This is a genomic window from Streptomyces sp. NPDC001135, assembly GCF_053598395.1.
In genome coordinates this window covers 15,896-33,527 of the sequence record NZ_JBSFKD010000038.1, presented here as the reverse complement: position 1 = coordinate 33,527, position 17,632 = coordinate 15,896, and the positions used below count along the sequence as shown (strand labels likewise).

At 69.2% G+C, this 17,632-nt stretch carries 18 protein-coding genes and 3 pseudogenes; 5 read left to right on the top strand and 16 right to left on the bottom strand.

From position 1 onward, the window contains the following. Positions 1-233 precede the first annotated feature (233 nt). Positions 234-809, bottom strand: a complete 576-nt coding sequence (locus ACWC94_RS34605) for a DJ-1/PfpI family protein (protein ID WP_450801294.1) — start codon at positions 807-809, stop codon at positions 234-236. Positions 810-974: 165 nt separating this feature from the next. Next, the gene (locus ACWC94_RS34600) at positions 975-1,670 is read right to left on the bottom strand and encodes a type 1 glutamine amidotransferase domain-containing protein (RefSeq protein ID WP_450801246.1); all 696 of its coding nucleotides are present in this window, start codon (positions 1,668-1,670) and stop codon (positions 975-977) included. A 194-nt stretch (positions 1,671-1,864) separates the two neighbouring features. On the opposite strand from ACWC94_RS34600, the gene ACWC94_RS34595 reads away from it, so the two are divergent. Then, the gene (locus ACWC94_RS34595) at positions 1,865-2,773 is read left to right on the top strand and encodes a LysR family transcriptional regulator (RefSeq protein WP_450801245.1); all 909 of its coding nucleotides are present in this window, start codon (positions 1,865-1,867) and stop codon (positions 2,771-2,773) included. 476 nt (positions 2,774-3,249) lie between these two features. Then, a pseudogene (locus ACWC94_RS34590) lies at positions 3,250-3,886 on the top strand (transposase). Between the two features lie 136 nt (positions 3,887-4,022). On the opposite strand, the gene ACWC94_RS34585 reads toward ACWC94_RS34590, so the two are convergent. Genes ACWC94_RS34585 through ACWC94_RS34570 form a run of 4 tightly spaced genes read right to left on the bottom strand, consistent with a single transcriptional unit; the run spans position 4,023 to position 6,637 of the window. Beyond that, the gene (locus tag ACWC94_RS34585) at positions 4,023-4,406 is read right to left on the bottom strand and encodes a hypothetical protein (RefSeq protein WP_450801244.1); all 384 of its coding nucleotides are present in this window, start codon (positions 4,404-4,406) and stop codon (positions 4,023-4,025) included. Continuing rightward, positions 4,403-4,864, bottom strand: coding sequence for a hypothetical protein (locus ACWC94_RS34580; protein ID WP_450801243.1), 462 nt, complete (start codon positions 4,862-4,864; stop codon positions 4,403-4,405). Before ACWC94_RS34580 ends, ACWC94_RS34585 begins: the two co-directional genes overlap by 4 nt. A 58-nt stretch (positions 4,865-4,922) precedes the next feature. Further along, positions 4,923-6,230, bottom strand: a complete 1,308-nt coding sequence (locus ACWC94_RS34575; RefSeq protein ID WP_450801242.1) for a caspase family protein — start codon at positions 6,228-6,230, stop codon at positions 4,923-4,925. Then, positions 6,227-6,637 (bottom strand): effector-associated constant component EACC1, encoded by a 411-nt coding sequence (locus tag ACWC94_RS34570; protein ID WP_450801241.1) that lies wholly within the window; start codon positions 6,635-6,637, stop codon positions 6,227-6,229. Before ACWC94_RS34570 ends, ACWC94_RS34575 begins: the two co-directional genes overlap by 4 nt. Positions 6,638-7,949: 1,312 nt before the next feature. Here ACWC94_RS34570 and ACWC94_RS34565 point away from each other — a divergent pair. Beyond that, positions 7,950-8,627: an SMI1/KNR4 family protein gene (locus tag ACWC94_RS34565; RefSeq protein WP_450801240.1), complete on the top strand. Its 678-nt coding sequence runs from the start codon at positions 7,950-7,952 to the stop codon at positions 8,625-8,627. A gap of 270 nt (positions 8,628-8,897) precedes the next feature. On the opposite strand, the gene ACWC94_RS34560 is transcribed toward ACWC94_RS34565, so the two are convergent. The 8 genes and pseudogenes from ACWC94_RS34560 to ACWC94_RS34525 all read right to left on the bottom strand — a co-directional run bounded on the left by ACWC94_RS34560 (position 8,898) and on the right by ACWC94_RS34525 (position 14,296). Beyond that, positions 8,898-9,197 carry a hypothetical protein gene (locus ACWC94_RS34560; protein ID WP_450801239.1) on the bottom strand — a complete coding sequence of 100 codons (300 nt, stop codon included), beginning with the start codon at positions 9,195-9,197 and terminating at the stop codon, positions 8,898-8,900. 85 nt (positions 9,198-9,282) lie between these two features. Further along, complete coding sequence (locus tag ACWC94_RS34555; RefSeq protein ID WP_450801238.1) at positions 9,283-10,488, bottom strand: permease; 1,206 nt, start codon at positions 10,486-10,488, stop codon at positions 9,283-9,285. 113 nt (positions 10,489-10,601) lie between these two features. Continuing rightward, entirely contained in the window at positions 10,602-11,405 is an 804-nt protein-coding gene (locus ACWC94_RS34550; RefSeq protein ID WP_450801237.1) for a hypothetical protein, read from the bottom strand. 247 nt (positions 11,406-11,652) lie between these two features. Continuing rightward, on the bottom strand, positions 11,653-12,102 hold the full coding sequence (locus ACWC94_RS34545) for a hypothetical protein (RefSeq protein ID WP_450801236.1): 450 nt from the start codon (positions 12,100-12,102) through the stop codon (positions 11,653-11,655). A gap of 182 nt (positions 12,103-12,284) precedes the next feature. Beyond that, a pseudogene (locus ACWC94_RS34540) lies at positions 12,285-12,754 on the bottom strand (N-acetyltransferase family protein). Between the two features lie 32 nt (positions 12,755-12,786). Continuing rightward, positions 12,787-13,206 carry an arsenate reductase ArsC gene (locus ACWC94_RS34535; protein WP_450801235.1) on the bottom strand — a complete coding sequence of 140 codons (420 nt, stop codon included), beginning with the start codon at positions 13,204-13,206 and terminating at the stop codon, positions 12,787-12,789. After that, positions 13,203-13,979: an aquaporin gene (locus ACWC94_RS34530; protein ID WP_450801234.1), complete on the bottom strand. Its 777-nt coding sequence runs from the start codon at positions 13,977-13,979 to the stop codon at positions 13,203-13,205. Before ACWC94_RS34530 ends, ACWC94_RS34535 begins: the two co-directional genes overlap by 4 nt. Beyond that, positions 13,976-14,296: an ArsR/SmtB family transcription factor gene (locus tag ACWC94_RS34525; RefSeq protein ID WP_450801293.1), complete on the bottom strand. Its 321-nt coding sequence runs from the start codon at positions 14,294-14,296 to the stop codon at positions 13,976-13,978. Before ACWC94_RS34525 ends, ACWC94_RS34530 begins: the two co-directional genes overlap by 4 nt. 145 nt (positions 14,297-14,441) lie before the next feature. Between ACWC94_RS34525 and ACWC94_RS34520 the strand changes: the two genes are divergently transcribed. Next, positions 14,442-14,951, top strand: coding sequence for an ArsI/CadI family heavy metal resistance metalloenzyme (locus ACWC94_RS34520; RefSeq protein WP_450801233.1), 510 nt, complete (start codon positions 14,442-14,444; stop codon positions 14,949-14,951). 9 nt (positions 14,952-14,960) lie between these two features. Here ACWC94_RS34520 and ACWC94_RS34515 read toward each other — a convergent pair. Together ACWC94_RS34515 and ACWC94_RS34510 are read right to left on the bottom strand one after the other, a co-directional pair. After that, positions 14,961-15,684, bottom strand: a pseudogene (locus ACWC94_RS34515) (Tn3 family transposase); the annotation flags it as partial. Between the two features lie 555 nt (positions 15,685-16,239). After that, positions 16,240-17,142, bottom strand: coding sequence for a LysR substrate-binding domain-containing protein (locus ACWC94_RS34510; RefSeq protein WP_450801232.1), 903 nt, complete (start codon positions 17,140-17,142; stop codon positions 16,240-16,242). Between the two features lie 185 nt (positions 17,143-17,327). On the opposite strand from ACWC94_RS34510, the gene ACWC94_RS34505 reads away from it, so the two are divergent. After that, positions 17,328-17,621: a DUF1330 domain-containing protein gene (locus ACWC94_RS34505; RefSeq protein ID WP_355184981.1), complete on the top strand. Its 294-nt coding sequence runs from the start codon at positions 17,328-17,330 to the stop codon at positions 17,619-17,621. Positions 17,622-17,632 lie beyond the last annotated feature (11 nt).

Here is a 17,632-nt window from a genome sequence, read left to right as displayed (position 1 = left end):
GACGGTCTTGGTGGTTTCCGCAGCGGTCAGGCGGGCGCGGGTGCACCCACCGACGGCAGCATGACCGGTAAGGGTGCGCCCGCCCGTGTCCAGGACGATGGGGCCGATCACCGGGGCAGCCCCGTTGGCGGCGGGAGGTGCCGGTGTCCCTGCCTTGGTTGCGCGTCCGCATCCGGCCAGGAGCAGGCAGGCAACCAGGGCACACAAGGCGGTTCGACGCTGCGATGTATGTCTCATACCTTTTTGATGCAGCCCGATGACGTTGGGTTCCGGCGCTGTCTCAAGAAGCGACGGCAAGTGCTACCCACCCGAGGCCTTTGAGATGGGACGGGCCGGCAACAGACGGTGGTGCAAGCCGATTCCCGCGTGCCGGTCCGGCTCCGTGCCGCCGGCTCCGCCGTGCCTGCCAGCGGGCCCTCACCCGCATTTTCGCAATGTGAGGACCGGCGTTCTGTCCCGTCACTCGTGATGTTCAGCAGTCCGCAGGCATCATGGCAGACCGAGGAGACCACGCCGCCGTTCTCGTAGATCTCCCGCGCGGCCTGCTGAAGCGCGGCATTGCCGGGGAAGTCCCACATGACGCCATGCCCGCCGATGTAGAAGATCGCGGCATGCTGGGCCGGGTCGACGTCGGCCGCCTTGCTGGTGTGGTCCAGGTTCGACGTGAACGCGCGATCGTTCATGTAGTCGCGTACCCCTTTGCCGGCCGTTCTGATGCTTCGGGGATCCAGCGGTACCTGTCCCCCTTCTGAACTGACGATGTCGACCTCGAATCCAGCCTGGCGGACTCCGTCGTAGAAGTGAACCAGCTCTGCGATCCACAGTCCCGTCCGGTGGGGGGCGTTCCGTAGGTCGCCTCAGTCGCCGTCGCTATCGGTGCCGATGTCGTCCGCGTTGCGCATTGCGCCCGTAGGGGGCTGGCTGGCGAAAGCAGCGTCTGGTGCCCCTCCCAGGCGCGACCGGATATGCGAGGTTCAGGTCAGCTTCTTGAGGATTTCGGCTGCGGCGGGTCCAGCGGAGGCGGGGTTCTGGCCGGTGACCAGGTTGCGGTCGACGACCACGTTCGGGGCCCACGGCTCGCCCTCCTGGTAGTCAGCGCCGATCTCGACCAGGCGGTCCTGGAGCAGCCACTTGGCCTTGGCCGCGAGGCCGGTCTGGGTCTCCTCGGCGTTGCTGAAACCGGTGAGCCGATAGCCGGCGAAGGCGTTGCTGCCGTCGGCCTTGGTGGCGGCCAGTAGCGCGGCCGGGGCGTGGCAGACCACGCCGAGCGGCTTGTCCGAGGCCAGGGCATCGATGAGGAGATTGCCGGAGGTCGCATCGACGGCCAGGTCTTCCATCGGGCCGTGGCCACCGGGGTAGAAGACGACGGCGTAGTCGTCGAGGTCGACGTCCTCCAACCTGATGGGGTGCTGAATCTCGCTGATCGACGCGAGGGCGTCCGTCACCTTCTTCGCCCCCTCCTCGCCGCCGTTGAACTGCGGCGCCAGGCTGTCCTGGTCCAGAGGCGGTACGACGCCGCCCGGTGTGGCGACGACGATCTCGTGTCCGGCGGCCGTAAACGCCTGGTACGGGGCCACGACCTCTTCGGCCCAGAAGCCGGTCGGGCGCTTGCTGCCGTCTGCCAGCGTCCAGTGGTCAGCGCCGGTCATCACGAAAAGGATCTTCGACATGGTGTGGTCTCCGGGAGACGGGGGGTTCACGCGCTGGCGTTCCGACTTCAGAACGTCAGCGCTCCGGCTCTCGAAGCTAAAGCTGCTGAAGTAATCGCGCCAATGAAGGCATCGATACCAGGTATCGAGAAACCGATGCCCTGTACGGGGACGGATGCAGGTGGCTGCCGTGCGTACCTCGTAGGCTCGACGCCGTGAGCGATCAACACACTCATGGGTTCGGTCCGGTGGACCTGAACCTGTTGCGCACCTTCCTTGCCGTGCACCGCCTGGGGTCCTTCACCGCCGCTGCACGACGGCTGGGCCTGTCGCAGTCCACCGTGACCACGCAGATCCGGGCACTGGAGAACCGTCTGGGCCGTGAACTGTTCGAACGTCGGGCGCACGGTGTCACCCCGCTGCCCCACGCGGACGAACTTGCCGCGCGCCTGTCAGCTCCCCTGGATCAGTTGGCCGACATCACCGGCGAGGAGCCAAGCAGCAACGCGCTACCGGTGCACCTGGCCGGGCCCGCAGAGTTCATGAGTACCCTCGGCCTTCAGACGCTGGCTCCGCTGGTCGCGCAGGACGTCCGGCTGCGGGTGGCCATTGGACTGACCGAACCGCTGCTCGAGGAACTGCGGGCCGGACGCCACGATCTCATCGTCGCCACCCGCCGGCCCCGGGGCCGGACGCTGCACGCCGAACTCCTCGCCGACGAGGAGTTCGTCCTGGTCGCTGCCCCGGTCTGGGCCGAACGGCTCAAAGGACAGGAACTGCCTACTGCCCTGGAAAGCCTGCCACTGATCGCCTACGCGGAGGACCTGCCCATCGCCCGCCGCTACTGGCGCCATGTCTTCGACCGCCGCCTGCACGCCCAGGCCGCGATCACCATCCCCGATCTGCGCAGCGTCCTCACTGCCCTCACGGTCGGCGCCGGCTGGAGCGTCCTGCCCAGCTACCTCTGCCGCACCGAACTCGCCTCCGGCGCCCTCCGGCTACTGCACCAGCCGGAGGACCCCCCGATCAACACCGCCTACCTCGTCCAACGCCCAGGCAGTTCCACCAATCCGCACGTCACGCTCGTCCGTGAGCATCTGCTCGCTGCTGCGAAGACCTGGTGAGCCCACCCGGTACCCCGAGGTCGTGCCGGGCTGACATTGGGTTGCGGCGCCGGCACGTCATCACGGACTGCCTGGGCCTGCGGCTGATGGTGCTGGTGTGTGCCGCCGACGTCACCGACCGCCAGGCCGCCCGCGTCATGCTGCCCCGCCTGCGGGCACGGTTCCACAGGATCACGCCGGGGTGGGCCGACGACGGCTACACCGGCCGCCCGGTAACCTGGGCGAATGTACCCTGGGGTGGCTGACGCGCTCGCGCCGCCTGGTGCGGGACTTCGAGACAGTGCCCGCCAGCAGATAGGCGTTCATCTACTTCTCGCAGGCCATGCTCATGAGCCGTCGCCTCGCCCGTCCGGCTCCCGGCGGCGCCAGGAACAGTCACGGTGGGCTGCCGCGGCGTGAACCGTCCGGACGGCGACACGGCTAGGTCTGTCCGACGGATCCTGTGACCCTCGCGATGTCTGGTCGTTGGCATGGCCATGGGGCGGGGAGATCTTCGAACACGGAACGGGTCCGGCTGGAGCCGCATCTCCCGAAGTCCGGGAAGCGTGGTGGCCGTTTGGGTCAGTCACCGCCGGATCATCAACGGGATCTTGTGCCGGCGGCGCGCCCGGGGTGCCATGGAGGGACCTGCCTGCGCGTTTCGGTCCGTGGAAGACGGTGTACGAGCGGCACAGACGCTGGTCGGCGGACGGCACATGGGACAGGATCTTCGCGGCTGTCCTGGCCGACGCGGACGCGGAAGGCCGGATCGACTGGTCGATGGTGAGCGTGGACTCGACCTCCTGCTGGGGGCGCCCTCGCACCCGGCCCGACCATCTCGGTGGCGATAAGGCGTACTCGTCTCGCCGCAACCGCCGCTACCTGCGTAGACGCCAGATCAAGCACACCATCCCCGAGCCGAAGAACCAGCGGGCCAAACGCCAGGCTCGCGGCAGCAAGGGCGGTCGGCCCGCCGGCTTCGGCAAGACGCTCTATAAGCGCAGGAACGAAGTTGAGCGGACGATCAACGTGCTCAAGAACTTCCGGGCCGTGGCCACGAGGTTCGACAAGCGCCCCTACGTCTTCCACGGCACCGTCACCGTCGCGTCGATCCGACTCTGGCTTCGTTCCTGATCTGCACAACCGGATCAAGCTGCCTCGGCACCCAGCTCGGCCTCCAAGCGATGGGTAGCCGAATCACGTTGGCTTGACGCGGCTCCCGACCGCAGGGGCGGTTGAGGCCCGGTTGCCTTTGATGAGGCGAGCGCGATCAACCTCGTTGACGACGCCGTGCAACTGCGGCGGCAATCGCCATCGCCAAGGTGGTGTTGGCGGCGGTCCAGAACACGAGCTTGGCGTTAGGCCCATTGACCGTGCGCAACTCTCCGTCCGCGTGGAGGCAGAACGAGTCGGGCGGGAAGTACTGCGAGACAGGAGTGGCACAGATGTCGTGGCAGGGCGACGTATCGGGAAACAGGCTCGGCTGCGCACGCTGCGAGAGGCCCCAGCCGACGAACACAGTCAGCCACCCGGCCAGCAAGAACACGACCAGCATCCAGCTGGAGACCCTCAATCGCCGCCCCAGCAGCCAAACCAGTGAGGTTGGCATCACAAAAACGACAAACGCAGCGGACAGCAAGATCAGACCCTTCATGGCCTATAACCATACGGATCAAAGATCCCCCGGACAGGCCCTGGCCGGCCCCGTTCGGCCAGGCGCCTCGCCTTGGACCGTAACCCCTCGATCTTCGCTGGCACCAACTCCAGCCCCAGCCCGGACGCGATCTCCTTCGCCATCGCCCCCTCACCGCATCCCGAACCGGACTCCACCAGCTCTACGATCCGCCGGCAGTCCGGCGCGAGTGCCTCCAGCGTCATCCCCTCCCCGAAGTGCGGCACGGTCGACCCCGCGACCGGGACCTTCACCGCTTTGGCCACCCGCACCGGTCCCGGTGCCTCCTGCACGGCCGCATCCGCCGCATCACCGGGCGCGGCCAGGGCCTCGGCCAGCTCCCCCCGAGCGATGACCTGTGCAAATCCATCACCGACGCCACCAGCCACCTCCGCGTCGTCGCGGACGAACTGATCGCCCGCAAGCTCCCACAACGACACGGGAACTGTGCCTGAACAGCGGAAATTCAGTGATCACATCCGGTGGGGCAACGGCTTCTTAGCCCAGGCGTGGATCCATCTCCAGTAGCTGTTGGTCGGTACGGTAGATGCCACCTGCGAAGCGTTCGATCGCCGAGCGCAGGCGCATGGGGTCGGCTCCATAGAGAGTCAGTGTTCCCACGATGACGTAGCGCTGGTCCGGGAGACGTTGATGGAGCCGCTTGTGCCTGACTGGCGGCCGCGGAGCGTCCGCCTTGAGCCGCACGATGAGCACGTTGGAGATCCGAGCCGTCCCGGGCGGCCTGCGTAGTACGCCCACGCACTCGACGTCCTTCCACGGCACGTGAGTCGTATGCGTTCCGTGCTCGGTCCGCACCCCGTCCCTGTTGACGACGAGATCATAGTGGACATTTCTTCGAAGGAAGACCGGGACGAGGATCAGACCGATGAAGAGGGCTTCCCCGCCGCCCCACATCAAGGCCGTACGCCACCCACCGAACAGCCCGGCCACCGCCATGGGGGCAGCAAGCACCAGGACGCGCTTGATGGTGTCGCGCCTGGTCGGCGGGTCGGGCGGCTGCTGACGGAAACGGATCTCTCCCTCGCTGCCGGTCGGCGGCCCTGCGTGCGGCTGGATCGGGCCACGGACGAGGGCCAGGTTCCCAGCGGCGTTGACGGAGCGCCGCTGCGGTCGCGGCAGCCCCATTCCGTGCAGCAGGGTGTCGATGTGCTGGTGGATGTCGTCCAGGCTGAGCGGTTGCGGCTGGTCCAGTGCATCAAGCAGGGCGGCGGTGAAGGCGGTGTGACGCTGCCCGGGCGGTGCGTGGGAGGGTGCGGTGGCCGTGGTGGAGGTGAGGGTGTAGGTGCCGCTCATACCGAGCTGGGCAGACAGCAGGCTGCCCGATTCGGTCATGGCAGCCACCGCGCGGCCGGAGAAGCAGCAGTCCAGCACCAGGACCCGCAGGCGTGCCCGGGCCCGGCCGAGGTAACGCTTGACCAGGTCGACCGGGACACCGGTGAAGCCGACATGACCGGGATCCGTGGAGGACAGCGCGAGGTGCAGCAGCCCGTCCTCGTCCAGCAGCCCGTGTCCGGTGTAGTAGACGAGCAGCAGGTCCTCGGCCTCGCGTGCCGCTTGGGCAAGTGTCATGCCGACGCTGCGGTGATCGGCCGGATCGGCCAGGACCCGGCAGTGTTGATGGGGCAGGATGCCGTGTGTCTCATGCGTGAATGCGGAGTGGAGGTCCGCGAGGTTGGACTTCACGGCGGGAATCGCGGGCAGATCGATGTCGTCGAAATCGCTGCACCCGATGAGGACCACCCTGGAAGCGGCACCGTCGGGGAAGCGCGGCGTGCTCTGCCTCACTCCTCCTCGCCGCCCAGCAGCTGCCCGACCGTACCGATCACCACCTGGGGTTCGCTTGTCCGGCGGACCTCCACGGTGACCTCCCGCTCATCGCTGCGGCTCACGTGCACGGTGACGTCCGCACGGCGTTGCACCAGCCAGGCCGACACGGACTGGGCCGGTACGGCTCCCGCTCCGCCGGAGCCCAGCGCCACCGCGAGCACGTCCGGCGCGGCCCCCGTCCGCCCCGGCTGCGGCGTCCGGGCCAGCAGCTCCACCCGGCCGCGCAGTGCCTCTTCCGCGGCCAGCCAATCCCGCAACGACCCCAGATAGGTCCCTGTTCCCACACCCGGCTCGGCCGATACCTGCAACCTCAGGTGCAGCCTCCAGCGTGCAGACGGCGTTTCACTGGCCCCGTATTTCTCCATGAGGTCATCGTGCCAACAACGGCGCCTGGCACAACCTTGTTCGCCGCGTTTACCTGGTGGCCGAGCAACCGTTGACGGCGGTCGGAGATACGAGACCCCGGGCATCTGCGGCCCGGGGTCTCTCTGTGCTCCGGAACGTCCGACCGGTTCAACGACCCGCGCACGGGAGCGGTCACGCCCACTATGGTCCTCGGACCGTTCTTGCTGGCCGGGACCCTCCCTGGGACCTTCTATCGCGGTCGCCGCACGAGTTCACGCAGCCTTTGGAGTGCGTCCATAGGGGTGGGATCTTCCACTGACTTACCCTTCGAAAGCGGCGGCTGCCGCCCCTCGGGAAAGGTCACGCGGCGAGCAGGCAGGAGTTGGAGGAGAACGGCAATGCGGCCGGCCCTCCAGGTGCTCGAAGCCACAGGGAACCGGTCCTAGCCGCACGCAGGAGCAGAGAACGAGAAGCCAGACCTGCTCAGCAGCCTTAGCGGCACGGGTCAGGTCATCGAACGACGGCAGATCTGCCGTCCGCATGGGCGTTTTTCACGGCACGGTTACCCTCGCCGCGATCCGGCCGTGGCTCCGTTGATTGGTTCGCAGGTCAGTCCTCAGGTGCGGAACCGCCCGCGCGCTCACATCCAACGCCCGAGCGTGGCGCCACCATTGCTGGTGAGGTTACTGCCGAAGACCCGCCGCCACTGCTCGGCAACCTCCTTGAGGCCGCCGCCCTGTGCGGGCACGCCGCGCGCCCGCTTTGTTCACCAGCACATCGACGTGTGCTGGAAGGCCCAACGCCCGCTCGACCTCCTCTGGTACGGACAGGTCGACCACGACTGCCCGCACGGGTGCGTCGGCAACCACTTCCACGATGTCGCGGTATACCGGCGGCAGCACGTCCGGCATCATGCCGGGTTGCCAGTTCGGCACGGTCGGCACCCCGATGACCTGCCGCTCGGCTCCCGCATACCCGGACACCGCCGCTACTCACCCGATCGCGACGGTGCGGCGTCTGCCGTCACAGGCACCTCAGGCTCCATCTCCGCAGGAACCTCGGTGGCCGTTTCCTGTGTGATCCGCAGGCAATTCAGGCTCTCACGGGCCGGCTCCAGCTTCCCGGACAGCTCAGCCGGTTCGGCCTCCAGCTCCTTCTACCCGAGCCCGAGCCGCTGCCGCGCTGACTTCCAACTCCTCGAACAGCGTGCCCAGGTGCCATCCCTCCTCCGTCACCACGGTAGAGACGAGCGGCCGCGAACACAGCACGGACGGAGGTCGGGGATGCCGGCGGCAGGGACTAATGTCCGTGCTCGCCGTCGATGGGAGAGCCGTGAACACGCAAATGGACTGGTCGGGAGTTCGGGAACGCGTCCTCGCAGTGGAGGAGGCCGAGCATCGAGCCCGTGGCCGTGGGGCGTCTGGACACCCGACGTTCGAACCCGTCCTGACTCCCGCCGAGATCGCCGAGGTCGAAGCGCAGTTCGGTGTCGCGCTCCCCGACGAGTACCGCACGTTTCTGGCGGAGGTCGGAGCCGGCGGTCCCGGACCGGCGCTCGCGCTCACGTCGTTGCGCCGCATCGACGGGAAGTGGGGATGGGTCTGGGAGAACGACGAGGACCATCCCTGGCTGCTGGACCCCAGTGGGCCGTTCGTCGAGACGGAAGACTGGGCCGACCAGCAGATGGCGACCCTTCGCGCCGCCGAGTACGAACCCACCATCCGTGACGAGGACGACGACTTTCTGGACGACTACCGCAAGGTCTTCGGCGACGCCGGCGGCGATGTCTGGTTCCTGGAACGCGGGCGGGGTGCGATCCCCATCAGCGACAACGGATGCGGGATGACCGGCTGGCTCATCGTCGTCGGCCCGCACCGCGGGGAACTCCGCGACCGGGACTGCGCGGTCAACCCGCCCTTCGAGCCGTACGTCGATGCACACGGAAACCGTCACACCTTCCGCAGCTGGTACCTCGAGTGGCTTGAGCAACGCGAGAGGGCAGCTGGATGATCAGGGGCAGGTGCCCCTGTGGCCCGCCCCATGCACAGCGACCAACGGGGATGGGGTGTGGCCAGGGCGAGGGTGGCGGCGCGTAGCGATGTGGCGGGATCGCCGGAGCTGTCGTAGAAGGCACGTGCGACTGGAAGGACGGCGATGACGGAGGAGTCGGGCAGCGGCAGCGTGCTCGCGTCGGCCTGGATCTCACCGCTGAGCGGTGGTGAGCCTGCTGCAGCCTGCGCGGCGCCAGGTCCACGCTGATCACCTGCGTAAAGTTGGTTCTCACCAGGGGCGTGAACAGTCCGGTACCCGAGCCGAGTTCGAGCCAGGGGCCTGTGGGTGGTGGTCCGCTGCGGGCGAGGGCGTCGCGCAGGGGGCGTCGCGGCCGGTGGCGCGGGTGGTGTCCCAGTCGGCGGCGAGCTGGTCGAACCGCGCGGCGATGAACTGGGCGGTCTCGGCCGTCCAGGGCCGCCGTCCGGCCGCCAGGTCTCGGGCGAAGGCCCGGAAGAGGTCGGCGGTGCCGGGCGGCGGGACCGGTTCGCCGTCCGGGCTGGGTATCACGCGCGGCAGGGTGGCAGCCACAGATCCACTCCAGCACGCCTGCGGCGGTTCACGGATCGGCCCGTGGGCAGAGCTGGTCCTCCACCCGTGGGTGGAGGACCGTTCTTCAGTGGTCGTGCCTGCCGTGTGTGTCTTCTGCTTGTTGCCCGTGCTGCTGGTGGCCGACGTGGTCGTGGCCGGCGTCGGGTGAGCCGCCCATCATGCGCAGCATGGACGGTCCGCCGGTCCGCATGAAGCGCACCAGGAGCACGGCGGCCAGGAAGAGGAAGGCGATGTTGAGCCAGGTGGTGTAGTTCCAGCTCACGCCCTCCATGGGAATCCTCGCGTCGGCCTGGTCGGGGATCAGGCCGAGCCCGCCGAAGGCGAACTCGACGATGTACCCGGCGAGGACCATCGCCACGTAGAAGGTGCCGAGCAGGAAGGCGGCCGTCTTGGCGCCGTAGTACTTCCGGTAGATGTTGAGGATCGGCAGGATCAACAGGTCGGCGAAGATGAACGACACCACACCGCCGAAGCTGATACCGCCCTTCCACAGCACCACCGCCAGCGGCACGTTGCCGATGGAACACACGAACGAGGCGATCGCTACCAGCGGGCCGACGATCGGGCCCCACAGCTTGGCCGCGAGGGGGTGGCCCTCGAAGAAGAAGGCGCGCCAGAACGAGTCCGGGACCCAGGCGGCGATGGCCCCGGCGATCAGCAGACCGACGACCAGGTCGCGCAGGATCGCCGCCCACTCCATGACGAACACATGGCTGGTGGCGGTGAAGCCGTCGCGGGAGAACAGGCGCCGGACGAAGGAGCCCTCGCTGTGAACGGACATGTCCATCGCGGCGTGGCCCTCCATCGACCCCGTCAGTCCGCGTTCCGCCTGCGCGCGAGCAGTGCGCAGGAGTTCGGCACGCAAAAAGAGCCGGAACAGGACCGCCAGCAGAATGATCATGATGGGGCCGCCGACGAATTCGGCGGCGGTGAACTGCCAGCCCATCAACAAAGCAAGGATCACGCCGAGCTCGACGACCAGGTTGGTGGAGGCGATCTCGAAGGCCATCGCGGCAGTGAAGTCCGCGCCCTTGCGGAAGAGCGACCGGGCCAGCGCAACGGCCGCGTACGAGCAGGATGAAGACGCCGCGCCGAGGCCGGCGGCGACGGCCAGGGTGCGGGGCCGGCCATCGCCCAGGAGTGAGACAACGGTGGACTTGCGGACCACGGCCTGGACGAGCGCGGACAGCGCGAACCCCAGAACCAGGGCCCAGGTGATCTCCCAGGTCATGGCCCCGGCGATCGACAGCGCGTGCAGTACGGCGTGCATCTGTGAAGCCTTCCCCAAAAGGATGCGGCCTGTCGCGACGGACCGCCCTGTACGGGTGAGGGACCATCGGACTGGTGCGGGACGCCGCCGCCAGGGGCGGCGCCCCGCGGGGATCAGCCGACGCGCAGGGTCAGGGCGGCGGTGTGGAGCGTGCCGCCGGTCTGGAACTGCAGGAACAGCCGCCAGTTGCCGGACGTGGGCAGTTCGGCGTGGAAGGCGAGGTCGGGTCCGCCGTGGTCGCCGGTCACCTTGGTGGTCGGGTGGAGGTGGGCGAACGCGGCGTTTCCTTCGTGGAAGGCGGTCAGGTGGGCGTAGGTGTCCAGGTAGGGCTGAAGGTCGGTGACGGGCTTGCCGTCCTTGGTGATCGAGACGGTCAGCGGGTGCGCCATGCCGGCCATCGGCTCGCCGTTGACGGTGACGGTGTACCCGTCGGCCTGCGTGCTGGTGGCCGGTGCGGGCAGCGGGGCCTTCGTGCCGTTGCCGGGCACCGTGACGGTGCGGGAGAGCACGAAGTCCTTGCCCTTGCCCATGCCGGTGTCGGGGGTGAAGGAGGCGAACACGCGCCAGGAACCGGCAGCCAGGGAGGCCAGGTCCGCGCTCCAGGTGCCGTCGGCGGCCATGGTGGGGTGGATGTGCTGGAAGCCGGTCAGGTCGGAGCGGATGGCGTAGAAGTGCATCCGCTTGGTCTGGTCGAGGGCGAAGTCGGTGACCGGCTTGCCGTCACTGCCCGTGACCGTGAACCGGTAGGTGGCCCGGATACCCGACGGCAGGGTCGCGTCCTTGGAGATGAGGCTGTAGCCGTCCTTGGTGGCGGCCAGGCCGTTGTCGGCGGCCACGTGGTCCATGCCGGGCATGTCGCCCATCGCTTGCGATGTGCTGGGCGAGGGGGACGAGGAGGACTTGTTGCCGTGATCCATGCCGGGCATGGACGAGGAGTCGCCGGAGGACCCGCAGGCGGTCAGCGTCAACGAGAGAACGGCTGCGGCGCCGACCGCTGAGAGGCTGCGACGGCGCGCGGTGAAACGGGAAGAACGCGCGGTGAAACGGGAAGAAGAGGACATCGAAGTGGTGTCTTTCCGGGTGGGCGCACCACACCGGTGGCGCGCGGAAACGAGCAGGGCGCGGTGCCGGCCTGGGGCTGGGCCCGGGTCCGGCGCGCGCCTGTCACGTCCGCGCGATGCACACCTGAAGCAGGAGGCCTCGTCCACCGGCCGGTGGCCCGCGCCGCCCTGTCCCGTCAGCGGGCGCCCGCCGTCGGGCCATCGCGCACAGGGCGAGCGCCCCGGCACCGGCTACGACGAGCAGACCGGGGGCGGGCAGGGGAACTCGTTCGTGGGCCGGGGTCGAGACGCACCACATTCCGGGCATCCCGGATGTGTCTGCGGCCCGGACGCCGAGGCTGGAACCGTGCGGGGCTGCCGGGGCTGGGGTCATCACGGCGGCATGGTGCACGCCGTCCATCGACGAGGCCGCCATCGCGGGCATGGTCCCGTGGCAGCCCTCCGCGGCAGTGGCCGGGGCCCCGTGCATCAGGAACAGGCCGAACAGCAGCGCAGACACCGCCAGCAGCCGGGCGATACCCCGCCTGCCTGTCTGTGTGCTGTCCACGGTCATGACCTTCCTCATTCCGCACTCCGCCACCGACCATACCCCGACCCGGTATACATGCTCGACCTCGGTCCGTCTCCTGCCCTGCAGGGCACACGTAGGGGGACGCCGAGGGGCTGGCGCATCGCGGTGATGCGGGTGCCGAGTTCCAGGGACAGGCACCGTGCGCGGCGGCCGTCACGCTCAGCTCAGGTGGGGCTGCGGCGTTCGACGAGGACGGCGTCGCGCCACTTCCCGCGACGGCGCCCGATCCGCTCGCGCGTGCCGATGACGCGGAACCCGGCCCGGGTGCGCGGGGCGAGGCCGGCGGTGTCCTCCGGCAAGATCCCGGACCGCACCGTCCAGACGCCCGCGGTGCCGGTGGAGGCCAGCAGTGGGGTCAGCAGCCCCAGGCCCACGCCGCGGCCGGGGGCGTCGGGGTGGACGTAGAGGGAGCGCTCGACGGCGCCGGCGTACGCGCATCGGTCGGAGAGCGGCGCTACGGCGGCCCGGCCCAGCACCTGGTCGCCGTCATCGGGGGAGGTCAGGCGGTGCTCGGTCGGCTTGGCGGCGTCGAACGCTTCCTCCCAGGTGGGTGCGTCGGTCTCGAAGGCGGCGTTGCCCTCGTCGAGCCGAGTTGGTGGATCGCCAGGACCTGGTCGGCGTGCTCGGTCCGCATCGGTGCGATGCGCACGCCCGTCGCCGCTGCGGTCACCTGGCCGCCTCGATACCGAGTTCGGCGAGCAGGTCACGGATGCGGCTCTCGATCTCGTCGCGGATCGGCCGGACGGCCGCCACACCCTGCCCGGCCGGGTCCTCCAGCTTCCAGTCCAGGTACCGCTTGCCGGCGAAGTACGGGCAGGCGTCCCCGCAGCCCATCGTGATCACGATGTCTGAGGACTGCACGGCCTGCACCGTGAGGACCTTCGGGGTCTCGGCGGAGATGTCGACGCCGACCTCGCGCATGGCCTCCACCACGGCCGGGTTCACGGCGTCGGCGGGGGCGGATCCGGCGGAGCGGACCTGCACCTTGTCCCCGGCGAGGTGGGTGAGGAAGGCGGCGCCCATCTGGGAGCGCCCGGCGTTGTGCACACAGACGAACAGCACGGACGGGATGACGGGAGTGCTCATGAGGTCAGGGCGCTTTCTTCGGCAGATGGGGCGGGGACAGCGGGCTGCTGCTCGCCGTGCGGGACCACGGCCTCGTCGCCGCCCGCAGGGGCCGGGTGGCCGAAGCAGGCCGCGACCAGAGCCAGACCAAGGACGGCACCGGCCAGCTGGGCGGCGAGGAACGGGGCGACGGAGGCGGGGGCGATCCCGGCGAAGGTGCCGGTGAACGCGCGGCCGATGGTCACCGCAGGGTTGGCGAAGGAGGTGGAGGAGGTGAACCAGTACGCCGCCCCGATGTAGGAGGCGACCGCGACCGGTGCGAGGTGCGCGCGGCTGGCGCGGGCCAGGCCGAAGATGAGCCAGACCAGCCCGGCGGTGGCGACCACCTCTCCCAGCCACAGGTGACCGGCGGAGTGGTCGTGGCTGGAGAAGTGGACCAGCGGTTTGGCGAACATCGCGTCCGCGAGGACCGCGCCGCCGATCGCCCCGGCAGTCTGCGCGGGGATGTACACGGCGACGTCGGCCAGGGTGGGGCCGTCGCCGCTCCGGCGGCCGGTGACGTACGCGGCGAGGGTGATGACCGGGTTGAAGTGCGCCCCGGACACCGGGCCGAGGAAGGCGACCAGCACACCCAGGCCGAAGGCGGTGGCCAGGGAGTTGGCCAGCAGTTGCACGCCGGCGTCGCGGGTCAGCTCGGTGGCCTGGATGCCGGAGCCGACCACCACCGCGACCAGCGCCGCCGTGCCCAGTGCTTCGGCGGCCACTCGCCGCACGAGCGGTGCCCCGGCGCTCACGCGGTGGCCTTCGCGGCTACGGCGGGGGTCTGCAGCAGCGCGGACAGCTTGGCCAGGGCCTCGGGCAGCACCCAGTAGTACACCCAGGTCCCGCGCCGCTCCGAGTCGACCAGCCCGGCTTCACGCAGCACCTTCAGGTGGTGGGAGATCGTCGGCTGGGAGACGTCGAAGGGGCCGATGAGGTCGCACACACACGCCTCGCCGCCCTCGTGCGAGGCGATCAGCGACAGCAGCCGCAGCCGGATCGGGTCCGACAGCGCCTTGAACGTCCGCGACAGCTCGGCCGCGGCCTCCTCGCCCAGCGGCTCGCGGACCATCGGCACACAGCACGCCGTGTCCTGGCCGAGCACGGACAGACCAGCTTGTTTCGACATTCCTCTATGTTGACACCCATCGAATCCGGTGGCAACGTCGCTTGTATCGACAGGTGTCGATGCAAGCTGCTTCCCGAGGGAGACCGTCATGTCCCGAGTCCAGCTGGTTCTGCGCGTCGCCGATCTGGAGGGCTCGATCGCCTTCTACACCAGGCTGTTCGGCACCGAGCCCGCCAAGCGCCGCGACGGGTACGCGAACTTCGCCATCACCGAGCCACCGCTCAAGCTCGTCCTCATCCAGGGCGAGGCGGGCAAGGAGACCCGCCTGGACCACCTCGGTGTCGAAGTCTCTTGCGCCGAGGAGGTCACGGCCGCCGCCACCCGGCTCAAGGAGGCGGGCCTGGCCACCTTCGAGGAGAACGACACCTCCTGCTGCTACGCCCTGCAGGACAAGGTGTGGGTCCACGGGCCCGGCAAGGAGCCGTGGGAGTTCTACGTCGTCAAGGCTGACGCCGATACCCTCGGCAAGAGCGCCGACAGCGCGCCGCAGGCATGCTGTGGCACCACCGCCTGCTGCACCCCCGAGGAGCAGGCTGTTGATCCCGCGCAGACCTCGGCTGAGGCGAAGGCCGCCGCCGGGTGCGGCTGCGGAAGCTGACCGCGGCCGTCAGCTGTCCTCTTCCTCCTCCGTCTCGGCGGCCCGTGGGTCACGCAAGGCGCGGCGCGTGCCGGCCGCCGGGGTGGAGGAGCGGAAGCTGTAGCGGCCCAGGCAGATGAGGTTGGCGTGGCGCAGCGGGGACAGCCGCGCCGCGTCCTCGTCCAGGACCCCGTGTTCGCCCTGGTCGGCGGGCAGCTCCCGCAACGTGGTGACCGCGGCGTCCAGGGGCGGGTCGTCCACAGCATCGCGGCGTTCAGCACCAGGCCGAGCGCGCCGAACTGGTCCTCCTGACCGTCCCGGTACGCCTGCATGGTCTGCCCGCGCTTGCCGTGGCAGATGTCGCGGGCCAGCTTGTGCCGGGACTCCCGCGCGGTGAGCCGCCGGTTCACCTTCCGGGGGTGTGTGTCGTCGACCGGGCCGACCACCCGCAGCATGTCCGGTCAGTGCGTGTGCCCCTTGTTCAGGTTGAGCTTGTTGCGGGCCAGGGCCTCCAAAGGCCCGTAACCGCAGGTCGCCACAACGGGCAGCTCCACACGCCAGAACGCTGGTCGGCCAGGTCCTCGAACCGCGGGGAGAAGTGGTAGCCCAGCAGGGAGAACAGGCGGAACACCATGGCGGAGTACGAAGCGTTGTCGGTGGCGACCACATCCGGCTTCACCCCGGCCTCCTGAAGCGGCTCGGCCATCAGCTGCCAGGCCGCATCCAAGGCGCGCACCCGCCCGCGAGGTGTTCCCCGACCGGCTCGTCCAGGCCCAGGCCGTGCAAGACGTTCTCCGCGACGGCTTCCCACCGTTTGCCGTCCAGCAGCCGCGCCGGCGGGTCCGACCACCGGTTCGACGGGGAGGCGAACCACATGGTCATCGCCGACCTGTGGCCCCTCGACGAAGATGCCCCCCAGCGGACGCGGACCAACCACGCTGTCCGAAGCAGCGCCCTGGAGGGCCCGTTCCCGGCCTCGGGGAGCGCAAGGGAACGGTGGTTGGCGTTAAGCATTGATTGACGTCATGGACGCCGTTGACGGCGGGCGTTCCCGCCGGTTACCCGTGCTTGTCCGGTTCGGCGTCGGCGAAGGCGCGGTATCCGCCGAGATCTCGGGCTGGGCGAGGACGTCGCCGCGGTGTACGACTCGGACCGGACCCGGGGCCGTCATCGGATGCTGATCCGCCGGCGAGGCGAGGTCGTGTCGGACATTCAGCAAGACCGCCGTCGTCATCACCGCGAAGTCCGCCGGGCGCAAGGTCTTCGGCCTCGCCACCGCAGGCGGCCGTCTCGCTTGACCCCTTGCGCGTCAGTCCGGCAGCCAGTGCAGCTCGTGCGCCAGGGTTTTGGCGACGGCACGGATGCGGCGGTGTAGCGGCGACTGCTCGCGTGGGAGGACCAGGTGGATCGTCAGGCTGGGCGCGCCCCGCAGCGGTCGCCAGGTGAGACCGGCCGGTTGTGCCGTGACCGCGGCTTCTCCGGCCGGGGCGAGGGTGACCCCGTCGCGCAGGTCGCGCTGGGACATGTCGAAAGAGACTGCGGGCGTGTGGAATCGGGGGTGTGGTCGGGTGTCTCGGAACAGTGCGGACAGCTGATCGTGGATCACGGGGTTGGCCGCACGGTCCGGGAGTCGCAGCGGATACGCGGCCGCGTCGGCGATCTCGATCTCCGGGTGTTCGGCCAGCGGATGGTGCTGCGCCAGCTGGACCCCGACGCGCTGACGCCGCAGCAGGAACCGGCGCACGCCACGGCCCGGCTGTTCACCGCGGGTGATCCCGGCATCGATGCGGCCGTCGGCGACCGCGGGGGAGATCTCCGGTGTCGCCATCGGGACCGCGCCGACCTCGAGTCCCGGGCTGCTGCGAATGAGCCTGTCCACCAGGGTTGGTGCCGTCTCGGCCCCGGTGCTGAGGCTGTATCCGATGCGCAGCGTGCCCAGTTCACCGGCCGCCGCGCTCCGGGCGGTGTCCCATGCCCGGTCCAGTGCCGCCAGCGCGGGCGGCGCGGACTCCGCCAAGGCCGCACCGGCCGTGGTCAATACGACGCTACGCGTGTTGCGGACCAGCAGGGCCGTACCGAGTTCCGCCTCCAATCGGCGCATCCGTGCGCTGAGTGCGGGCTGTGCGATACCGATCCGTGCGGCGGCGCGGGTGAAGTTCAACTCCTGCGCCAGCACCAGGAAGTACCGCAGGCTCACCGTATCCGGCGCCACGTGCCCTCCCTGCCGATTGATAACGATCCGTTCTGAGCCTATCTCGTACCGGTCTTTCCCTCGACCGCACATCAAGCCCTAACCTGCGCGTATGACGATTCAACTGACCGCAGTACCCGTCGCCGGGATCGATCGATCTGAGTGTCAATTCGAAGTCGGACGTGTCCGGCCGACAGGAGGTTTCCATGGCTAAGGGCTACTGGGTCAGTGTCTACCCCGCCATTTCCGATCCCGAGAGGCTGACTGCCTACAACAAGCTGGCCCGTCCGGCTGTCCAGGCTGGGGGAGGGCGCGTCCTGTCCCGTGGCGGTCGAGTCGTCGCCCACGAGGCCGGAATCACGCAACGCGTCGTTCTGATCGAGTTCGACAGCTTTGAACAGGCCGTCGCGGCGTACGAGAGCGAGGCATACCAGAAGGCGCTGGTGGCCCTCCCCGACGGCGTCGAGCGCGACTTCCGCATCATCGAAGGCATCGACTGACCGGCGGGCCC